At 68.6% G+C, this 17,781-nt stretch carries 17 protein-coding genes and 1 pseudogene; 9 read left to right on the top strand and 9 right to left on the bottom strand.

Annotated features, from left to right (window positions below; all coding sequences use genetic code 11):
* Positions 1 to 188: 188 nt before the first annotated feature.
* Positions 189 to 3,140 carry a UPF0182 family protein gene (locus ACXMYJ_RS20415; RefSeq protein ID WP_260751784.1) on the top strand — a complete coding sequence of 984 codons (2,952 nt, stop codon included), beginning with the start codon at positions 189 to 191 and terminating at the stop codon, positions 3,138 to 3,140.
* A gap of 7 nt (positions 3,141 to 3,147) precedes the next feature.
* On the opposite strand, the gene ACXMYJ_RS20410 is transcribed toward ACXMYJ_RS20415, so the two are convergent.
* Complete coding sequence (locus tag ACXMYJ_RS20410) at positions 3,148 to 4,332, bottom strand: class I SAM-dependent RNA methyltransferase (RefSeq protein WP_460358691.1); 1,185 nt, start codon at positions 4,330 to 4,332, stop codon at positions 3,148 to 3,150.
* Positions 4,329 to 6,323: an APC family permease gene (locus ACXMYJ_RS20405; RefSeq protein ID WP_460358690.1), complete on the bottom strand. Its 1,995-nt coding sequence runs from the start codon at positions 6,321 to 6,323 to the stop codon at positions 4,329 to 4,331. Before ACXMYJ_RS20405 ends, ACXMYJ_RS20410 begins: the two co-directional genes overlap by 4 nt.
* Before the next feature lie 100 nt (positions 6,324 to 6,423).
* Here ACXMYJ_RS20405 and ACXMYJ_RS20400 point away from each other — a divergent pair, with 100 nt between their 5' ends.
* Complete coding sequence (locus ACXMYJ_RS20400) at positions 6,424 to 7,095, top strand: potassium channel family protein (RefSeq protein ID WP_260751780.1); 672 nt, start codon at positions 6,424 to 6,426, stop codon at positions 7,093 to 7,095.
* Between the two features lie 48 nt (positions 7,096 to 7,143).
* A complete protein-coding gene (locus tag ACXMYJ_RS20395; RefSeq protein ID WP_260751779.1) occupies positions 7,144 to 7,809 on the top strand; it encodes a potassium channel family protein in 666 nt (221 codons plus the stop codon).
* Between the two features lie 6 nt (positions 7,810 to 7,815).
* Here ACXMYJ_RS20395 and ACXMYJ_RS20390 read toward each other — a convergent pair whose 3' ends face one another.
* Positions 7,816 to 8,517, bottom strand: a complete 702-nt coding sequence (locus ACXMYJ_RS20390; RefSeq protein ID WP_260751778.1) for a DUF3159 domain-containing protein — start codon at positions 8,515 to 8,517, stop codon at positions 7,816 to 7,818.
* On the bottom strand, positions 8,514 to 8,885 hold the full coding sequence (locus ACXMYJ_RS20385; RefSeq protein WP_260751777.1) for an OB-fold nucleic acid binding domain-containing protein: 372 nt from the start codon (positions 8,883 to 8,885) through the stop codon (positions 8,514 to 8,516). Before ACXMYJ_RS20385 ends, ACXMYJ_RS20390 begins: the two co-directional genes overlap by 4 nt.
* A 144-nt stretch (positions 8,886 to 9,029) precedes the next feature.
* On the opposite strand from ACXMYJ_RS20385, the gene ACXMYJ_RS20380 reads away from it, so the two are divergent.
* Positions 9,030 to 9,734 (top strand): alpha/beta fold hydrolase, encoded by a 705-nt coding sequence (locus ACXMYJ_RS20380; protein WP_460358689.1) that lies wholly within the window; start codon positions 9,030 to 9,032, stop codon positions 9,732 to 9,734.
* On the opposite strand, the gene ACXMYJ_RS20375 is transcribed toward ACXMYJ_RS20380, so the two are convergent.
* Positions 9,735 to 10,547 carry a DUF3710 domain-containing protein gene (locus ACXMYJ_RS20375; protein ID WP_396884446.1) on the bottom strand — a complete coding sequence of 271 codons (813 nt, stop codon included), beginning with the start codon at positions 10,545 to 10,547 and terminating at the stop codon, positions 9,735 to 9,737.
* Positions 10,534 to 10,998, bottom strand: coding sequence for a dUTP diphosphatase (gene dut / locus ACXMYJ_RS20370; RefSeq protein ID WP_260751773.1), 465 nt, complete (start codon positions 10,996 to 10,998; stop codon positions 10,534 to 10,536). Before dut ends, ACXMYJ_RS20375 begins: the two co-directional genes overlap by 14 nt.
* Positions 10,999 to 11,023: 25 nt before the next feature.
* Here dut and ACXMYJ_RS20365 point away from each other — a divergent pair, with 25 nt between their 5' ends.
* On the top strand, positions 11,024 to 11,500 hold the full coding sequence (locus ACXMYJ_RS20365) for a DUF3093 domain-containing protein (protein WP_260751771.1): 477 nt from the start codon (positions 11,024 to 11,026) through the stop codon (positions 11,498 to 11,500).
* Between the two features lie 22 nt (positions 11,501 to 11,522).
* Here the strand turns inward: ACXMYJ_RS20365 and ACXMYJ_RS20360 are convergent, their stop codons facing one another.
* Positions 11,523 to 11,825, bottom strand: a complete 303-nt coding sequence (locus ACXMYJ_RS20360) for a DUF4193 domain-containing protein (protein ID WP_260751769.1) — start codon at positions 11,823 to 11,825, stop codon at positions 11,523 to 11,525.
* A 178-nt stretch (positions 11,826 to 12,003) separates the two neighbouring features.
* On the opposite strand from ACXMYJ_RS20360, the gene cei reads away from it, so the two are divergent.
* Positions 12,004 to 12,660: an envelope integrity protein Cei gene (cei, locus tag ACXMYJ_RS20355; RefSeq protein WP_260751767.1), complete on the top strand. Its 657-nt coding sequence runs from the start codon at positions 12,004 to 12,006 to the stop codon at positions 12,658 to 12,660.
* Positions 12,661 to 12,663: 3 nt separating this feature from the next.
* Here the strand turns inward: cei and ACXMYJ_RS20350 are convergent, their stop codons facing one another.
* Entirely contained in the window at positions 12,664 to 13,512 is an 849-nt protein-coding gene (locus ACXMYJ_RS20350) for an inositol monophosphatase family protein (protein WP_460358688.1), read from the bottom strand.
* A gap of 137 nt (positions 13,513 to 13,649) precedes the next feature.
* Here ACXMYJ_RS20350 and ppgK point away from each other — a divergent pair, with 137 nt between their 5' ends.
* The 3 genes from ppgK (at position 13,650) to ACXMYJ_RS20335 (ending at position 17,419) form a co-directional block, all read left to right on the top strand.
* Entirely contained in the window at positions 13,650 to 14,465 is an 816-nt protein-coding gene (gene ppgK, locus ACXMYJ_RS20345; protein ID WP_260751765.1) for a polyphosphate--glucose phosphotransferase, read from the top strand.
* A gap of 237 nt (positions 14,466 to 14,702) precedes the next feature.
* Positions 14,703 to 16,142 carry an RNA polymerase sigma factor gene (locus ACXMYJ_RS20340; RefSeq protein ID WP_260751764.1) on the top strand — a complete coding sequence of 480 codons (1,440 nt, stop codon included), beginning with the start codon at positions 14,703 to 14,705 and terminating at the stop codon, positions 16,140 to 16,142.
* A gap of 56 nt (positions 16,143 to 16,198) precedes the next feature.
* Positions 16,199 to 17,419: a methyltransferase gene (locus tag ACXMYJ_RS20335; protein ID WP_460358687.1), complete on the top strand. Its 1,221-nt coding sequence runs from the start codon at positions 16,199 to 16,201 to the stop codon at positions 17,417 to 17,419.
* A gap of 47 nt (positions 17,420 to 17,466) precedes the next feature.
* Here ACXMYJ_RS20335 and ACXMYJ_RS20330 read toward each other — a convergent pair.
* Positions 17,467 to 17,781: pseudogene (locus tag ACXMYJ_RS20330) on the bottom strand (hypothetical protein); the annotation flags it as partial.

The following is a 17,781-nucleotide window of genomic DNA, read 5'->3' as shown; positions in this document are numbered from 1 at the left end:
TTTGTGGTCGTCAAAGCAAGGCCGACCAGACTTCCCGGCACACCAACTACGATCAATGTAGGCCATTCGCCACTCGCGCACTCGCCGAGCCGGGTCCGACCTCTGTCGGCGTTCTGCCGGGAGACTGGCCGCACCGGTGCCTCGGTATGCCCGGATCGACGGCACATCACCGCGATCGGAGCGCCCTGATGAAGACTGCGCCGTCGGCCAGGTTCGCACACCTCCCCCGCCGCACCCGCGCCGCGTTGTTCGTCGCTGCGGGGTGCGTGACGCTGCTCATCGTCGGCCCCCGCGCTGTCGACGCCTACGTCGATTGGTTGTGGTTCGGAGAAGTCGGCTACCGATCGGTCTGGGTGACGGTGTTGCTCACCCGGCTGGGGATTTTCATCGCCGCCGCGACATTGGTCGGGGGTGCGGTGATGGCCGCTGCCCTGCTGGCCTACCGCACCCGCCCGGTGTTCGTGCCGGCTGAGATCAGGTCAGAACCGCTCGATCCGTACCGCGCGGCCGCGATGGCGAGGCCCCGGCTGACCGCGTTCGGCATCGCGGCCATTGCGGGTCTGCTCTGCGGACTGATCGCCCAGCTGCGCTGGACGACGGTGCAACTGTTCCTCCACGGCGGCGCGTTCGGCATCGCAGACCCCGAGTTCGGCCACGACATCAGCTTCTACGTGTTCGATCTGCCGTTCTACCGCATAGTGCTGAACTGGTTACTCGTGGCCTGCGTGATGGCGCTGCTGGCCAACCTGGCCGCGAACTATCTGTTCGGAGGGCTGCGCATCGGCGCCGGCAAGGGCACGCTGACCCAGCCGGCACGCGTGCAGATCGCGGTCCTCGCGGGCACGGCGATCATGCTCAAAGCGGTGGCCTACTGGTTCGACCGTTACGAACTGCTCTCCGCGGACCGCAAAGAGCCCACGTTCACCGGCGCCGGCTACACCGACATCCACGCGGCGCTGCCGGCCAAACTCGTGCTGTTGGCGATCGCCGTGCTGTGTGCCGTGTCGTTCTTCGCCGCGGTCTTCCTTCGCGACATGCGGATTCCGGCGATGGCCACCGCGCTCCTGGTGCTGTCGTCGCTGTTGGTGGGCGGCGCCTGGCCGATGTTGATGGAGCAGTTCTCCGTGCGGCCCAACGCCGCCGATCTCGAAGCGCCCTACATCGACCGCAACATCGATGCCACCCGCGCGGCCTTCCGACTCGGCCGCGACCACGTCGAATACCGCGACTACCCCGGTATCGGCACCACCTCTCCCGTCGACGTGCCGGCGGACCGGACCACCATCGCCCAGGTGCGCCTGCTGGACCCCAACATCCTGTCGCGGACTTTCACCCAGCAACAGCAGCTGAAGAATTTCTACAGCTTCCCGGAGGCCCTGGACATCGACCGTTACCGCATCGACGGTCGGGTGCAGGACTACATCGTGGGTGTGCGTGAACTGTCCCCGGATTCGCTGACCGGCAACCAGACCGACTGGATCAATCGCCACACCGTCTACACGCACGGCAACGGGTTCGTCGCCGCGCCCGCGAACCGGGTCAATGCCGCGGTGCGTGAAGCCGCCGAGGCCTCGGAGAGCAACAGCGGCTACCCGATCTACGCCGTCAGCGACATCGCCACGCAGGCGTCAGGCCACCAGGTCATCCCCGTCGAGCAGCCGCGCATCTACTTCGGTGAGGTGATCGCCCGAGCCGATCCCGATTATGCGATCGTCGGCGGCGCCCCGGGGGCGCAGCCTCGCGAGTACGACACCGACACCTCGACCTACACCTACACCGGAGCCGGCGGCGTTCCCATCGGAAACTGGTTCAACCGCAGCGTTTTCGCCGCCAAATTGACCGAGCGCAACATCCTGTTCTCGCGGGCGATCGGCGCGGAGTCGAAGTTGATCCTTCACCGGGATCCCAAGAAGAGGGTCGAGCGGGTGGCGCCGTGGCTGACCACTGACGCCAACACCTACCCCGCGGTCGTCGATGGACGCATCGTATGGGTCGTCGACGCCTACACCACGCTGGACCGGTATCCGTACGCCGCCCGCGCCTTGCTGGAACAGCCGGCGCTCACCCCGAGCGGGTCATTCCGGCAGGGCAGTGCGGTGGGGTACGCCCGCAACTCGGTCAAGGCGACCGTCGATGCGTATGACGGAACCGTCACGCTCTATCAATTCGACACCGACGACCCGGTCCTGGCGGCGTGGATGCGCGCACTGCCAGGCACCGTCACGAGCGCAGACGACATTCCCGACCAGCTGCGGGCGCACTTCCGCTATCCGGAGGACCTGTTCCGCGTGCAGCGCGAACTGCTGTCGAAGTACCACGTGGACGAGCCCCGAGAATTCTTCACCACCAACGCTTTCTGGTCGGTCCCGAGCGATCCCACCAATGAGGCCACCTCGGCGCAACCACCGTTCTATGTGCTCATCGGCGACGAGGAGACCGCAGAGCCGTCGTTCCGGCTGGCCACGGCGATGGTGGGCTACAGCCGGGAATTCCTGTCGGCCTACATTTCCGCCGGCTCCGACCCGCACGATTACGGGAAGCTCTCGGTACTGCAGCTACCGACCGACACCCTCACCCAGGGCCCGCAACAGATCCAGAACTCGATGATCTCCGACACCCGGGTGGCTTCCGAACGAACCCTGCTGGAGCGGTCGAACCAGATCCACTACGGCAACCTGCTCACCCTGCCGATCGCCGACGGCGGCGTGCTGTACGTCGAACCGCTCTACACCGAACGCATCTCGACGAATCCGAACAGTTCGACCTTCCCACAGCTGTCGCGGGTGCTGGCGAGTTTCCGCGAACCCGGAGGCGGCGGCGTGCGGGTGGGGTACGCCCCGACCCTGTCTGAGGCGCTGGACCAGATCTTCGGCTCGGGTACGGGCCGTGTCGCCACCGCGCCGGGCGGAGATGCCGCCTCGGTCCCGCCTCCCTTTGCCCAGCCGCCTTCGGCCCCGGGACCGACCGATCCGCTCCCAGCACCCGAAACCGCGCCGGACGCGCAACGCGCGGTTCCGCTTCCCCCGGGCTCCGACGGTCCGATTTCGGCGACAGAGCTTCGCGAAGCGCTCGATCAGATGCGTGAGGCCCTCGACCGGATGGAACAAGCCGTCGATGCTCTGGAGCCTGCGCAGCCCTGAACCTGTCTCACCTGCGCAGCACGGCGACGCACTCGACATGGTGGGTCAGCGGGAACGAGTCGAACACGCGCAGCTGCTCGACCGCATACCCGTGCTCCACGTAGAGACCTACATCGCGGGCGAACGACGCTGCCTCGCAACCGATATGGACGATGCGCGGCACCTCGGCACCGGCCAGCAAACCGATCACCTCGCGGCCGGCGCCGGTGCGGGGCGGATCCAGCACCGCGACGTCGGCGCGCCGGCGCTGCCCGCTCAGCGCGCGGCGCACCGAATCCGTCAGCACGGTCACGTTGCCCAGGTCCGCCAGCGCCGCGCGTGCCGACCGCGACGCGCCCCTGGAGGTGTCCACGGTCAGCACCGAGCCGGTGTCGCCGACCTCGCCGGCCAGCGCCGCGGCGAAAACGCCTGCGCCGCCGTATAAGTCCCAGGCGGTCATGCCCGGTTCGAGCGCAGCCCACTGCGCTACCAGCCCGCTGTAGAGCGCGGGTGCTTCCCGGTGCGCCTGCCAGAACGCGGTGACCGGCACCCGCCAGGACCGCCCATGTACCCGCTGCACCGCCTCATAGTCGCCTTCCACGACGGTGGTGCGGCGGCCGCGCCCGGCATGCGCGACGTGCCGGTTACCGTCGTCGTCGATGACGACGTGGACGGCGGCCCCGGCCGGCCAGCGGGTGTCTGCCAGCCCGTCGAGCATGCCTGGGGGCAGCTGTGCGCAGTCGAGCCGATGCACCAGCTCGGCGCTGTGATAGCGGTGGAAACCGACGCGGCCGTCGGGCGAGGTATCGAGGCGTACCCGGGTCCGCCATCCGGTCACGGCACCGTCGCCGACCGGCTCGGCGGAGGCCTCCGACTCGTCTAGCCAGCGGTGATTGCCAAGCCGGACAAGTTGATTGGCGACTACAGCGCCCTTGATCCGGCGCGCCGCGGCGGGGTCGGCGAACGCGAGATCGCAGCAGCCGGAACCACCTGCGCCCGCGATCGGGCAGAGGGTGTCGACGCGGTCCGGCGACGGTTCGAGCACCTCGACCGTCTCGGCGTTCCAGTACGACCCGCGCTCGTCGACGAGCCGGGCGCGGACCGTCTCCCCCGGCAGCGCGTAGCGCACAAACACCACCCGACCGTCGTGGCGCGCGACACAGCTGCCGCCGTTGGCTGCCGCGGTGGTGGTCAGCACCAGGTCGTCACTCAATCCAGGAACCCCTTGCGTGCGTCTCCGGGTGCGGACTGCGGCGCCAGCTTCTTCAATCGCTCCGACGAACTCAGCTGCCAGGGCACCGACGTCACCATCACGTTGGGTTCGAACAGCAGGCGGCCTTTCAGCCGCAGCGCACTCTGGTTGTGCAGCACCTGTTCCCACCAGTGGCCGACGACATACTCGGGGATGAACACGGTGACCACCGTGCGGGGCGAGTCCTTGCTCACCCTCTTGACGTAGTCGAGCACGGGGCGGGTGATCTCCCGGTACGGCGAGGCGATCACCTTCAGCGGCACGCTGATGTCGCTGTGCTCCCACTTGTGCACCAGCTGGCGGGTCTCGGCATCGTCGACGCTGACGGTGACCGCTTCCAGCACGTCGGGTCTGGTGGCCCGGGCATACGCAAGCGCGCGCAGCGTGGGCATGTGGAGGTTGGAGACCAGCACGATCGCGTGGTTACGGCTGGGCAGCACGATGTCCTCGGTCTCGGCGGCCTGGGCGTCCAGCTCCTGGCTGACCGCCGCGTAGTGCCGGTGGATCAGCTTCATGATCCCGAACAATGCGGCCATCGCCAGTATCGCGATCCACGCCCCGACGAGGAATTTGGTCACCACGACGATGACCAGCACGGTTCCGGTGCAGACCAGCCCCACGGTGTTGATCACCCGCGCCCGCATCATCCGTCGGCGCGCAGCCGGATCGGTCTCGTTGCGCAACAGCCGGGTCCAGTGCCGGACCATCCCGACCTGGCTGAGGGTGAACGACACGAACACCCCGACGATGTAGAGCTGGATCAGCGCGGTGACCTGGGCCTGGAACGCCACCACGAAGGCGATCGCGCCGAACGCCAGGAACAGGATCCCGTTGGAAAACGCCAGCCGGTCACCGCGGGTGTGCAGCTGACGCGGCAGGAAGCGGTCCTGAGCCAAAATCGATCCCAGCACCGGGAAGCCGTTGAACGCGGTGTTGGCGGCCAGCACCAGGATCAGTGCGGTGACGCCGGCGATCAGGTAGAGCCCCAGCGGGAAGCCATGGAACACCGCCTCGGCCAGCTGCGCGATCAGTGTTTTCTGGTGATAGTCGGGCGGCGCGCCGACGAGTTGTTCATGGGGACGTTCGGCGATCTTCACGCCGGTTGCCTTGGCCAGCATGATGATACCCATGAACAGTGTGATCGCGATCACGCCGAGCAGCAGCAGCGTGGTTGCGGCGTTGCGCGACTTCGGTTTACGGAACGCGGGCACACCGTTGCTGATGGCCTCGACACCGGTCAGCGCCGCGCTGCCGGACGAGAACGCACGGGCCACAAGGAACACCAGCGCGAAGCCGACGACGTCGCCGTGCTCGGAATGCATCTCGAAGTCGGCCGACTCCGCCCGCAGCGGGATGTCCAGCGCGTAGATCTGGACGAAGCCCCACACCAGCATCAGGTACATGCCGATCATGAACGCGTAGGTGGGAATCGCGAACGCGGTGCCGGACTCGCGGATACCCCGCATGTTCAGTGACGCGAGCAGCAGGATCGCGATGACGGCGAACAGCACCTTGTGGTCGTTGACGAACGGTATCGCGGACCCGATGTTCGACATCGCCGAGGACATCGACACCGCGACGGTCAACACGTAGTCGACCAACAGCGCGCTGGCCACCGTCAGCCCGGCGGTGGGGCCGAGATTGGTGGTCACCACCTCGTAGTCGCCGCCGCCGGACGGGTAGGCGTGCACGTTCTGCCGGTAACTGGCGATCACGACCAGCATCACCGCGGCCACGGCCAGCCCGATCCACGGCGCCATCGAGTAGGCGGCCAGGCCGGCCACCGACAGCACCAGGAAGATCTCCTCGGGCGCGTACGCCGTCGAGGACAGCGCGTCGGAGGCGAAGACCGGCAACGCTATCCGCTTGGGTAGCAGGGTGTGCGACAGCTTGTCACTGCGGAACGGCCGGCCCAGCACCAATCGCCGGGCGACGGTCGAAAGCTTGGACACGAGTGCCAAGAGTAAGCCCGACGGCCCGCAACCGTCGGAAAGCGGTAGCGTTCCGCGTGCATGGGTTTTGCAGCGACCTCGGCCGGGAAAGGACCGTCAGGTGCGTGTAGTGGTGATGGGGTGTGGCCGTGTCGGCGCATCGCTGTCGGACAGCCTGGCCAGGATCGGCCACGACGTCGCGGTGATCGACCGCGACGCCACCGCATTCCACCGGCTCTCCGCGGAGTTCCCGGGTGAGCGGGTGCTCGGCATGGGTTTCGATCGCGATGTGCTGATCCGGGCAGGTATCGAGGGCGCCTCTGCGTTCGCCGCGGTGTCTTCGGGCGACAACTCGAACATCATCTCCGCGCGGGTGGCGCGCGAGACGTTCGGCGTGCAACGGGTGGTGGCGCGCATCTACGACGCCAAGCGCGCGGCCGTCTACGAGCGGCTCGGCATCCCCACCGTGGCGACCGTGCCGTGGACCACCGATCGGCTGCTCAACGTGCTGACGCGGGAGACCGAGACCACCAAGTGGCGCGACCCTACCGGCAACGTCGGGGTCACCGAGCTGGCGCTGCACGAGGACTGGGTGGGCCGCCGCCTCACTGAGCTGGAGTCCGCGACGTCGGGCCGGGTGGCGTTCTTGATCCGCTTCGGCGCCGGGCTGCTGCCCGACGCGAAGACCGTCATCCAAGCCGGAGACCAGGTTTACATGGCCGCGGTGTCGGGGCACATCGCCGAGGCGCTGGCGATCGCCGCGTTGCCGCCCAGCGAGGACCCGGAGGGCTGATGCGGACGCGAGGAGCAGTGTGATGACGCGGACGCGAGGAGCAGGGTGATGAAGGTCGCGATCGCCGGGGCAGGCGCGGTGGGCCGGTCCATCGCGCGCGAGCTCGTCGAGTCCCACCAGGTCACGCTGCTGGAGCGCAATCCCGATCACATCGACGTCGAAACCGTTCCGGCCGCGGTCTGGCGCCTGGGCGACGCGTGCGAGCTGAGCCTGCTCGAATCAGTCAAACTGGAGGAGTTCGACGTCGTCATCGCCGCCACGGGTGACGACAAAGCCAACGTTGTGGTCAGCCTGCTGGCCAAGACGGAGTTCGCGGTTCCGCGTGTGGTGGCCCGGGTGAACGACCCGCGCAACGAGTGGCTCTTCGATGAGTCCTGGGGCGTCGACGTCGCGGTCTCCACGCCGCGCATGCTGGCGTCGCTCGTCGAGGAGGCGGTGTCGGTCGGCGACCTGGTGCGGTTGATGGAGTTCCGTAAGGGCCAGGCCAACCTGGTCGAGATCACGCTGCCCGACGACACGCCGTGGGGCGGTAAGCCGGTCAAACGTCTTGACCTGCCCAGGGACGTGACGTTGGTGACGATCCTGCGGGGTCCCCGGGTGATCGTCCCGGAGCGCGACGAGCCGCTCGAAGGCGGTGACGAGCTGTTGTTCGTCGCGGTCACCGAAGCCGAAGACCAGCTGCGTGAGTTGCTGCTCAATCCGCAGCAGCGGTGAGTTCTGTCAGTTCGGCTCGTGGGCCGCGTCGTCGCGGGGTTCGGGGGTGGCCGGCTCGTGCAAGCCGCGTTCCCGTAAGGCTCGCTGAGCGCCCCGTATCGCGATGTAGGTGACCACCGCGGCGACCGCCGTCAGCGGCCATCCCATCGCGATCCGCGCGACGCCGAGCCAGCCCGTCTGATCGGCGTCGTAGAGATGCTGCTGAACCACGAACCGCGAGGTGAACACCGCCGCCCATACCAGTGTGGCGACGTCGAACGCACGCACCGCCCGGCGCTCCTCGCGCCAGCGCCGGTCGCCGGTGTGCACCCAGCCCCAGATGTAGCCGACGACCGGGCGACGGATCACCACCGACGCCGTGAACACCACGGCCCAGAACAGCGACGTCCAGATGCCGAGCAGGAAGTACCCCTTCGACGCACCGACGAGATAGGCGATCAGCGCGCTGATCCCGACGGCGAAGAACCCGGAGATCGCCGGCTGGGCGGTCTCCCGGCGGACCAACCGCCAGATCAGGATCACGGTGGCCACCCCAAGCGCGGCAGCGATTGCGGGCATCAGCCCGAAAAGGGAAGACACCGGGACGAACACCACGACGGGCAGCGAGGAGTAGATCAGGCCGCTGACGCCGCCCATCTGTTCCAGGACGGCGGCGCCGCGTGCCGGAGGGGTCTGGTGCGTACCCGGATCGGTGCCCGGGTCGCTCACTTCTGGATCTCGTAGTGGGGGTTGTAGATCGCCTTGGATCCGTTGTCCAACTTGCCGACTCGGCCGTGCACCTTGAGGGTGCGGCCCGACTCGATACCCGGGATGCGACGCTGCCCCAACCAGACCAGCATCACCGAGTCAGTACCGTCGAACAGTTCCGCCTTCACCCCGCCGGCGCAGCTCTTGCCGTTGCACTCAACGCTGCGCAAGGTGCCGATCATCGTGACTTCCTGACCGCGCTGACAGTCGATCGCCTTCTGGGCGCCCGTACCGGCGGCTTCGTCGTTGAGTTCTTCGACGTCGAGTTGTTCAGGATCTTCGGTCAACCGGCGGGTGAGCCGGCGAAGATATCCCTCGGCCGTGGCCATGGCCTCTCCTGACCTTCTGCCAATCCAAATGGATGCTGTTAAACCAACGCCACGGTAGACCTCTTGGTTCCCAGATGCTAACTACAGCGCGAGTGGTGTTGGGGTCGCGTCGATGTGAGTTCCACGACAGGGCACGATCAAAACATGACGGTCACTCTGCGCGGCGTCACCGCGGTCCTGCTCCCCGGAACAGGGTCCGACGACGATTTCGTCTACCGGGCGTTCTCCCCCGCGCTGCACGACGCCGGTGCGGTGGTGGTGACCCCGCCCCCGCAGCCCGAGCGTCTCGTCGACGGCTACCGCGACGGGCTGCGCGATGCCGCCCGGTCCGGACCGATCGTGGTGGGCGGTGTGTCGATCGGCGCGGCGGTGGCCCTGGAATGGGCGCTGGCCCACCCGCAGGACGTAGTGGCAGTGCTGGCCGCCCTGCCCGCCTGGACCGGGGACCCCGACGCGGCGCCGGCAGCGATGGCCGCTCGCTACTCGGCCGAGACGCTGCGCCGCGACGGGCTGGCGGCGGCCACCGCGCAGATGCAGTCGAGCAGCCCGGGATGGCTGGCCCGGGAACTGACCCGATCGTGGCTCGGACAGTGGCCGGCGCTGCCGGACGCGATGGAGGAGGCCGCTCGGTATGTGGCGCCGACCAGTATCGAGCTGGAGTACCTGGGCGTCCCGCTCGGCGTGGTGTCGGCCGCCGACGACCCGGTGCACCCGCTGGAGGTCGGCGTCGAGTGGGCGACCGCCGCGCCGTGCGCGGCGCTGCGCACCGTCACCCTCGACGCGATCGGCGCCGATCCTGCTGTACTCGGCGCCGAGTGTGTGGCGGCGCTGCGGGACGCCACCGCGTGATCATCCGCCGGTGATGGTCCGCAGCTGTTGCATCGCCGAACCCTGCGTGGAGCGGCGTGCATTGGGCTGCGGCGGCTCCTGCTGTTGCGGCGTGGCCGGGGGCTGAGGCGGCTGCGGCGCGCCGCCCTGCTGCTGGGCCATCGCCTGCTGGGCCTGCTGCGCCGCCTGCTGCTGCGCGGCAGCCAGCTGCGCGGCCATCGGCTCCGGCAGCTGCACCGGAAGCGGGGTGCGCACCGGCAGCGGCGTGTCACCACGGCGAACCACCGTGTCGGCCAGAGCGTTTCGGGCTTCCTCAGCCAGCTCGCTCACCCGCTCGTAGGGTCCGTTGACCACACAGCGGACCATCCAGCGGTACCCGTCCACGCCGATGAAGCGCACGACGGCCGCGCCCTCTCCGGCCGAGCCGACAACCTCACGGCCCCACGGGCCGTCTTCGATGCTGACCCGCGGAGCGTCTTTGCGCAGCGACTCCGCCAGCTCCGAGGCCACTTCCCGCCACAAGCCGGCGGACTTGGGCGCCGCGTACGCCGCAATCGTGAAACGGCCGTTGGGAGTCACGACCCAGATGGCGCTCGGCGCCCCGGCCTCGTTGAGTTCCACCTGCACCTGGCCGTTCTGGGGCATCGGGATCAGCACCGAGCCCAGGTCCAGCCGTGCCTGCACGGCGACCGACGGATCGTCGAAGTCGTCGATGTCGAAGGGGCCTTCCAGCTCCTCGTCGTCGGTGTCCACCGACGTCACCTCCTCGGGTGTTTCAGCGCTGTCACTGTGGTGTCTTCCCACTTTGGTGTCCTCTCCCCTACAGACTGGCATGCCCGCCCGACGAGCCGTGACCTCCGTCACCGCGCGTCGTGTCGGCCAATCCGGCCTCATCGAAAGACGTCACCTCGATCAGGTCGGGCAACTCGACCCGCTGCACCAGCAGCTGGGCGATCCGGTCACCGCGGCGGATCACGATCGGAACCGCGGGATCGAGGTTGATCAGCGATACCTTGATCTCCCCCCGGTACCCGGCGTCGATCGTGCCGGGGCTGTTGACGATCGAAAGCCCAACGCGGGCAGCAAGTCCCGAGCGCGGGTGGATGAGTCCGACCATGCCGTGCGGAATGGCCACCGCCACCCCGGTCGGCACCAACGCCCGCTGGTGCGGTGCGAGTTCGACGTCCTGAGCACTGTAGAGATCGACTCCCGCGTCGCCGTCGTGCGCCCGGCTGGGCAGCGGGAGGTCGCGGTCGAGTCGCACTACCGCCAGAGAGGAGGACACGACGTCAGAGATTACTCTTGGCCACGTGTCAGACACGCGTGCCACTGCCCGAACCGTTCGCTATCGCGAGCGGCTGCGGGTCCCGCTGTGGTGGTGGGTGCCCGGGCTCGGGGTCGCCGCCCTGATCGCGCTCGAGGTGGATCAGGGCGTCAGCGCGTTGCCGAGCTGGCTGCCCTACGCGGTCCTGTTGCCCGTGGCCGCCGTCGTGCTGCTGATGCTCAGCAGGACCGAACTCAAGGTGGTGAGCAGCGGCGCTGAAACCGAGCTGTGGGTGGGCAACGCACATCTACCGGCCTCGGTCATCTCGCGCACGGCGGAGGTCCCACGCTCGGCCAAGTCGGCGGCGTTGGGACGCCAGCTCGATCCCGCTGCGTACGTCGTGCACCGAGCCTGGGTCGGCCCGATGGTGCTGCTGGTACTGGAGGATCCGGATGATCCCACCCCGTACTGGCTGGTCAGCGCCAAGCATCCGGACAAGCTCCTCGCCGCCCTGCGCGCCTGAGAACAGGCGCGTAGCTCACGCGTCAGGCAGCGCAGTCGGTGCAGATCATCTGGCCGTTCTTCTCAGTGGCCAGGCGGCTGCGGTGATGCACCAGGAAGCAGCTTGAGCAGGTGAACTCGTCGGCCTGTTTCGGGATCACCCGGACCGACAACTCCTCGCCGGACAGATCGGCACCCGGGAGTTCGAAGTTCTCCGCGGATTCCGACTCGTCGACGTCGACGACAGCCGACTGAGCTTCGTTGCGCCGCGCCTTCAGTTCCTCCAGTGAATCCTCGGAAACGTCGTCGGTCTCAGTGCGCCTTGGGGCGTCGTAATCGGTGGCCATAACGTGTCCCCTCCGTGAAGCTCGTTGCAGCGTTGCTTTGTACCAGCGTCGAACGCATCCGCCAAATAATTCGTGCCCGGATTGACACCGGTTCTCATGTGATTTATGTCACACTCCCGGCCGGGTCGTCGTCGCCGCCGGTCGGAGCCCTGCCGGTGGTGGCTCTAGAGTGCTGGACGTGGTCGCGCAAATCACCGAGGGCACGGCGTTCGACAAACACGGGCGCCCCTTCCGCCGTCGCAACATCGTGCCCGGGATCGTGCTGTTCGCGTGCCTGGCGGTCGCCTCGACACTGGTCTGGGTGATCGCGCTGTCGCGGCCGCCGGAGGTGCCGCAGGCCGCGGTGTGCAATCCTCCCCCGCCCCCGGCCGAGCCGGGCGCCCCGGCACCGAACCTCGGCGAACAGGTGTCCCGCTCGACGATGCTCGACGTGACACCGGCCAAGCTGGCCGATGCCAGGGTTCGGGTGCTCAACGCCAGCGGACAGGGCGGGCAGGCCGGTGAGATCGCAGGAGAACTGCGTGATCTGGGCTTCACCGAACCCGAGGCCGCCAACGATCCGCTGTACACGACCGCGCGACTGCAATGCCAGGGTCAGATCCGGTTCGGGCCGGCGGGCCGCGCCGCCGCAGCGGCAGTGTGGCTGGTAGCGCCCTGCACCGAACTGTTCCAGGACGGCCGCACCGACGACACGGTCGATCTGGCGATCGGCACCGACTTCGCCGAGCTGACCCACAGCGACGACATCGACGCCGTGCTGGCGAGCCTGCTTCCCGACGCCACCGCACCCGCCGACCCCGAGCTGCTCACCAAGGCCCACACCGGGACCTGCTGACACTCAGCGCGCGATCGCCCCGCAGCGGATCAGAGCCTCGTCGAAGGAGGCGCTGATGCCGGGCGCAGCGGCCACCATCAGCCCCGGCTCCGCCACCGACGCGGGTGCACGCACGTGCGCGCCCGCCTCTGCGGCGATCAGCGCTGCGGCCGCCCAGTCCCACAGATGCACGCCGTCTTCGAAGTAGGCGTCGAGTCGCCCCTCGGCGACCATGCACAGATCGAGTGCGCACGAACCCTGCCGTCTGAGGTCACGGACGTCGGGGAGCAGCCGGGCCACGATCTCGCCCTGTCGGCGACGGTGCTCGCGGTCGTAGGAGAACCCGGTGCCCACCAGCGCCATCGACAGATCTGTGGCGTCGGTGCACCGCAATTCGGTGACGACTCCGCCGCGGCGCACCGTGGCGCCGTGCCCGAGCGCCGCCGAGTACACCGCCGCGCCCGCGACGTCGGCCACGGCACCGGCCACCGACGCGCCGTCGCGCCGCACACCGACCGAGACCGCATAGGCGGGTAACCCGTACAGGAAGTTGACAGTGCCGTCGATCGGGTCGAGCACCCAGGTCAGCCGTCCGCCGGCGGCGTCGACCGCTCCGCCTTCCTCCTCGCCGATAATCGCGTCGCCGGGCCGCAACACCGCCAGCCGCTCGCGCAGCAATCGTTCGGTCTCGGTGTCGACCACGGTGACCGGATCGGTCGGGGTGCTCTTCACGCGCACTGCGGGCGGGGTGTCCTCGGTCACCGTGCCGGGTCCGAACACCTCGGGCCGACGCCTCCGGACGAACTCGGCGGCTTCGGACGCCAGCTGCTCTGCCACCGCACGCAGACCTGTGGGCTCGCTGTCGGAATTCACATGTCCATCGCAGCACACCCGCGGGATGCGCGACTGGCCCCCATCGCAATTGGCGAGCCGATAGGGTGTCAAACGCGCCCCGGCGACCCCCGCCGCGCCGAGAGCACCGGTGCCATCACCTGCGCAGAGGAGCCTGCATGACAGCCGACGCGTCACCCCCGCCGTCTGACACCCCCGCCCCGGGCTTGAGTTCACCGCGGCGCGGATTCGGCATCGACGTCGGCGGAAGCGGCGTCAAAGGCGGCATCGTCGACCTGGACACCGGCCGGCTCATCGGGGACCGGTTCAAGCTGCCCACCCCCCAGCCGGCCACGCCGGACGCGGTGGCCAAGACCATCGCCGAGGTCGTCGCCCACTTCGGCTGGGACGGCCCGCTGGGGGTGACTTACCCCGGCGTCGTCACCGACGGCATCGTGCGCACCGCCGCCAACGTCGACAAGGGCTGGATCGGACTCAACGCCAGGGAGGTCATCGGAGGGGCGCTGAACGGCCAGCCGGTGACGGTGCTCAACGACGCCGACGCCGCCGGCCTGGCCGAGGAGAAATTCGGTGCCGGCCGGGACAACACGGGGGTCATCGTGTTGCTGACCTTCGGCACCGGGATCGGCTCGGCGGTGATCCACAACGGGGTGCTGCTGCCCAACACCGAGTTCGGCCATCTGGAGGTCGGCGGCAAGGAAGCCGAACACCGAGCGGCCAGCTCCGTCAAGGAACGCAAGGACTGGAGCTACGAGCGCTGGACCAAAGAGGTCACCAAGGTGCTCGTGGCCATCGAGAACGCCATCTGGCCGGACCTGTTCATCGTCGGCGGCGGCATCAGCCGCAAGGCCGACAAGTGGGTGCCGCTGCTGGAGAACCGCACCCCCGTGGTGCCCGCCGCGCTGCAGAACACCGCGGGGATCGTCGGCGCGGCGATGGCCGCGGACTTCGACGTCACCGCCACCGGTAAGTAGCCGGCGCCCGCGGCGAGGGCGGCAGGCACCGGACGCGCGCGTGCGTCAAATTTGCCGCTGGGCACAGCGCCAATCCACACTGTCGTTACAATGGTCAACGGCGGCCGCCTACTGAACAGCAGCGGAGTATCCCACCTTGAGATGACGCTGTGAGATCGACGCCGACATTCCCCATAGCCGACACAATCGGTGGCGCATGTGTGCCCGCCGACGACCCGCACGACCGAAAGGGTGTACGTGGCAGCGACCAAGGCAAGCCCGGCAACCGACGAGCCGGTGAAGCGCACCGCCGCCAAGGCCCCCGCGAAGAAGGCGCCCGCCAAGAAGGCTGCCAAGAGCGCGCAGGCGAAGGCCACCAAACGCGCCGCGAAACCCGGTGACGCCCCGGCGACCCGAGGCCGCGCCAAGAAGGCCACGTCGGCCGAGGCCGATGACGATCTCGCCGCAGAAGACGTCGACGGCGCCGAAGATCTCGACGCCGAGCCGGGCGAGGATCTGGACGTCGAGGACACCGACATCGAGCTTGACGACATCGACGTCGATGACGACGCCTCCGGCGACGACGACGCCGACGACGCGGAGTCCGACGACGAAGCCGCCGATGCCGCCCCGAAGGCGGCCGGCAAGGCGGCCAAAGACGGCGACGACGACGCCATCGCCGAGCCGTCCGAGAAGGACAAGGCTTCCGGCGACTTCGTCTGGGACGAAGAGGAATCCGAGGCCCTGCGCCAGGCCCGCAAGGATGCCGAGCTCACCGCCTCCGCCGACTCGGTGCGCGCCTACCTCAAGCAGATCGGCAAGGTCGCGCTGCTCAACGCCGAGGAGGAGGTCGAGCTTGCCAAGCGCATCGAGGCCGGCCTGTACGCCACCCAGCTGATGAACGAGCTCGCCGAAAAGGGCGAGAAACTGCCAGCCGCACAGCGCCGCGACATGATGTGGATCTGCCGCGACGGGGACCGCGCAAAGAATCATCTGCTGGAGGCGAACCTGCGGCTGGTGGTGTCGCTGGCCAAGCGTTACACCGGCCGCGGCATGGCGTTCCTGGACCTCATCCAGGAAGGAAACCTCGGCCTGATCCGCGCCGTCGAGAAATTCGACTACACCAAGGGCTACAAGTTCTCGACCTACGCCACCTGGTGGATCCGTCAGGCCATCACCCGAGCCATGGCCGACCAGGCCCGCACCATCCGCATCCCGGTGCACATGGTCGAGGTGATCAACAAGCTGGGTCGCATCCAGCGCGAGCTGCTGCAGGACCTGGGCCGCGAGCCCACGCCCGAAGAGCTGGCCAAGGAAATGGACATCACGCCGGAGAAGGTGCTGGAGATCCAGCAGTACGCGCGTGAGCCGATCTCGCTGGACCAGACCATCGGCGACGAGGGTGACAGCCAGCTCGGCGATTTCATCGAGGACAGCGAGGCCGTGGTGGCTGTGGACGCCGTGTCGTTCACGCTGCTGCAGGACCAGCTGCAGTCGGTGCTGGAGACGCTGTCCGAACGCGAGGCCGGCGTGGTGCGCCTGCGGTTCGGTCTCACCGACGGCCAGCCCCGCACCCTCGACGAGATCGGCCAGGTCTACGGAGTGACCCGCGAGCGGATCCGCCAGATCGAGTCCAAGACGATGTCGAAGCTCCGGCATCCCAGCCGCTCTCAGGTGCTCCGCGACTACCTGGACTGAGCCCCCGCAAGTCCTGCGCAAGAATTAATTAAGGGCCCTTTCCTAGCGTCGCCGGGGTGAGAGCACCGCAGACGATGCAGGACCCACAGGGTCAGAGCAGGGCTACGACAACCAACGCGGCGGTGGCCTCGTCGCCGCCCGCGGCGGTGGCCTCGTCGCCGCCCGCGGCGGTGGCCTCGTCGCCGCCCGCGGCGGTGGCCTCGTCGCCGCCCGCCATCGTTCTCGCCGCGGTCACCCGGCTACGCGGTGCGCTGGACCGGTTGCACAAGGCGATGGTGCCGCCCCACATCGCGCTCCTCGAGCTCGGCGTGGGGTCGTGGTTCACCGCGGCGCTGTACGCCGCGGTACGACTCGGTATCGCGGATCAACTGGCCGACGGCCCAGCCGACGCCGACGCTGTCGCCGCGAAGGCCGGAACCGATCCGCGGGCCACCTACCGGTTGATGCGCGCACTGGCGAGCCGGGGGGTGCTCAAGTCACGTCGCGATGGCACGTTCGCGCTGACCCGGATGGGGCGCACCCTCACGACCGACCATCCGGAGTCGATGGCCCCGATGGTCGCTTTCGTGGGCAGCCGCCAGCACTGGCAGCACTGGAGCGAGCTGAGCCATTCGGTGCAGACCGGCCGCACCGCGGTCGAAAAGCTGCGTGGCAGCATGATTTTCGACTACCTCGACACTGATCCCGAGTTCGCCCGACTGTTCAACGACGCCATGACCGGCGGATCCCGGGCCGTCACCGACAATGCGATTCCGGCCTACGATTTCCGGGACCGCAGTTTGATCGTCGACGTCGGCGGCGGTGAGGGCGGGTTCCTCGCGGCCATTCTGCGCCGGGCGCCGCAGGCCCGGGGCATCGTGTTCGACCGTCCGTCGGTGGTGGCCGGCGCCGGCGCGGTGCTGGGCCCGGCCGGTGTGCAGAACCGGTGCCGGGCACAGGGCGGCTCGTTCTTCGACGCCGTCCCAGACGGCGGCGACACCTACGTGCTGAAGGCGATCATCCACGACTGGGACGACCGGGAAGCGTTGTCCATCTTGCGCAACGTGCGCTCGGCCATCGCCGACGGCGGCCGAGTGCTGCTGTTTGAGATGGTGCTGCCCGATCGCACGGACGCCCATCTGGGTTTCCTGGTTGACCTGGAGATGCTCGTCAGCGCGGGAGGCCGCGAACGCACCGCGTCGGAATATTCAAAGCTGTTGGCGGAAGCGGGCTTCGGCATGATCCGCGTGATACCCACCGCCAGCCCGCTCTCGATCGTGGAGGCGGTCCCGATCTGAGGGTCTGACGGCGCAACGGGCGACGGGTGATGGCCGACTGGTGACGGTCAGTCGGTGGGTTCGCCGCCGCCGGCGCCACCGTGACCACCGGCACCGCCCTGGCCGCCCTTACTGCCCGCCGGGCCGGTGCCGATGCGACCGTCCGATCCGGCGGAACCTGAAGCCCCGTCGCCTGCCGTTCCCCCGGCGCCACCGTAGCCGCCCGTACCGGTCTTCCCCTCTGGGCCGTCGGCCCCGGACGAGCCCGCCTCGCTGCCTGAGCCGCCCTTGCCGCCGACACCTCCTGCTCCGCCGGCACCGCCGGCACCGCCGTCACCGCCACGGCCGCCGGCCCCACCGGCCCCGGGGCGGACCCGCCCGCT

The organism is Mycobacterium sp. ZZG (assembly GCF_054786995.1).
Note: the sequence above shows the minus strand (reverse complement) of the source record. Positions and strands in the feature narration are given on the sequence as shown.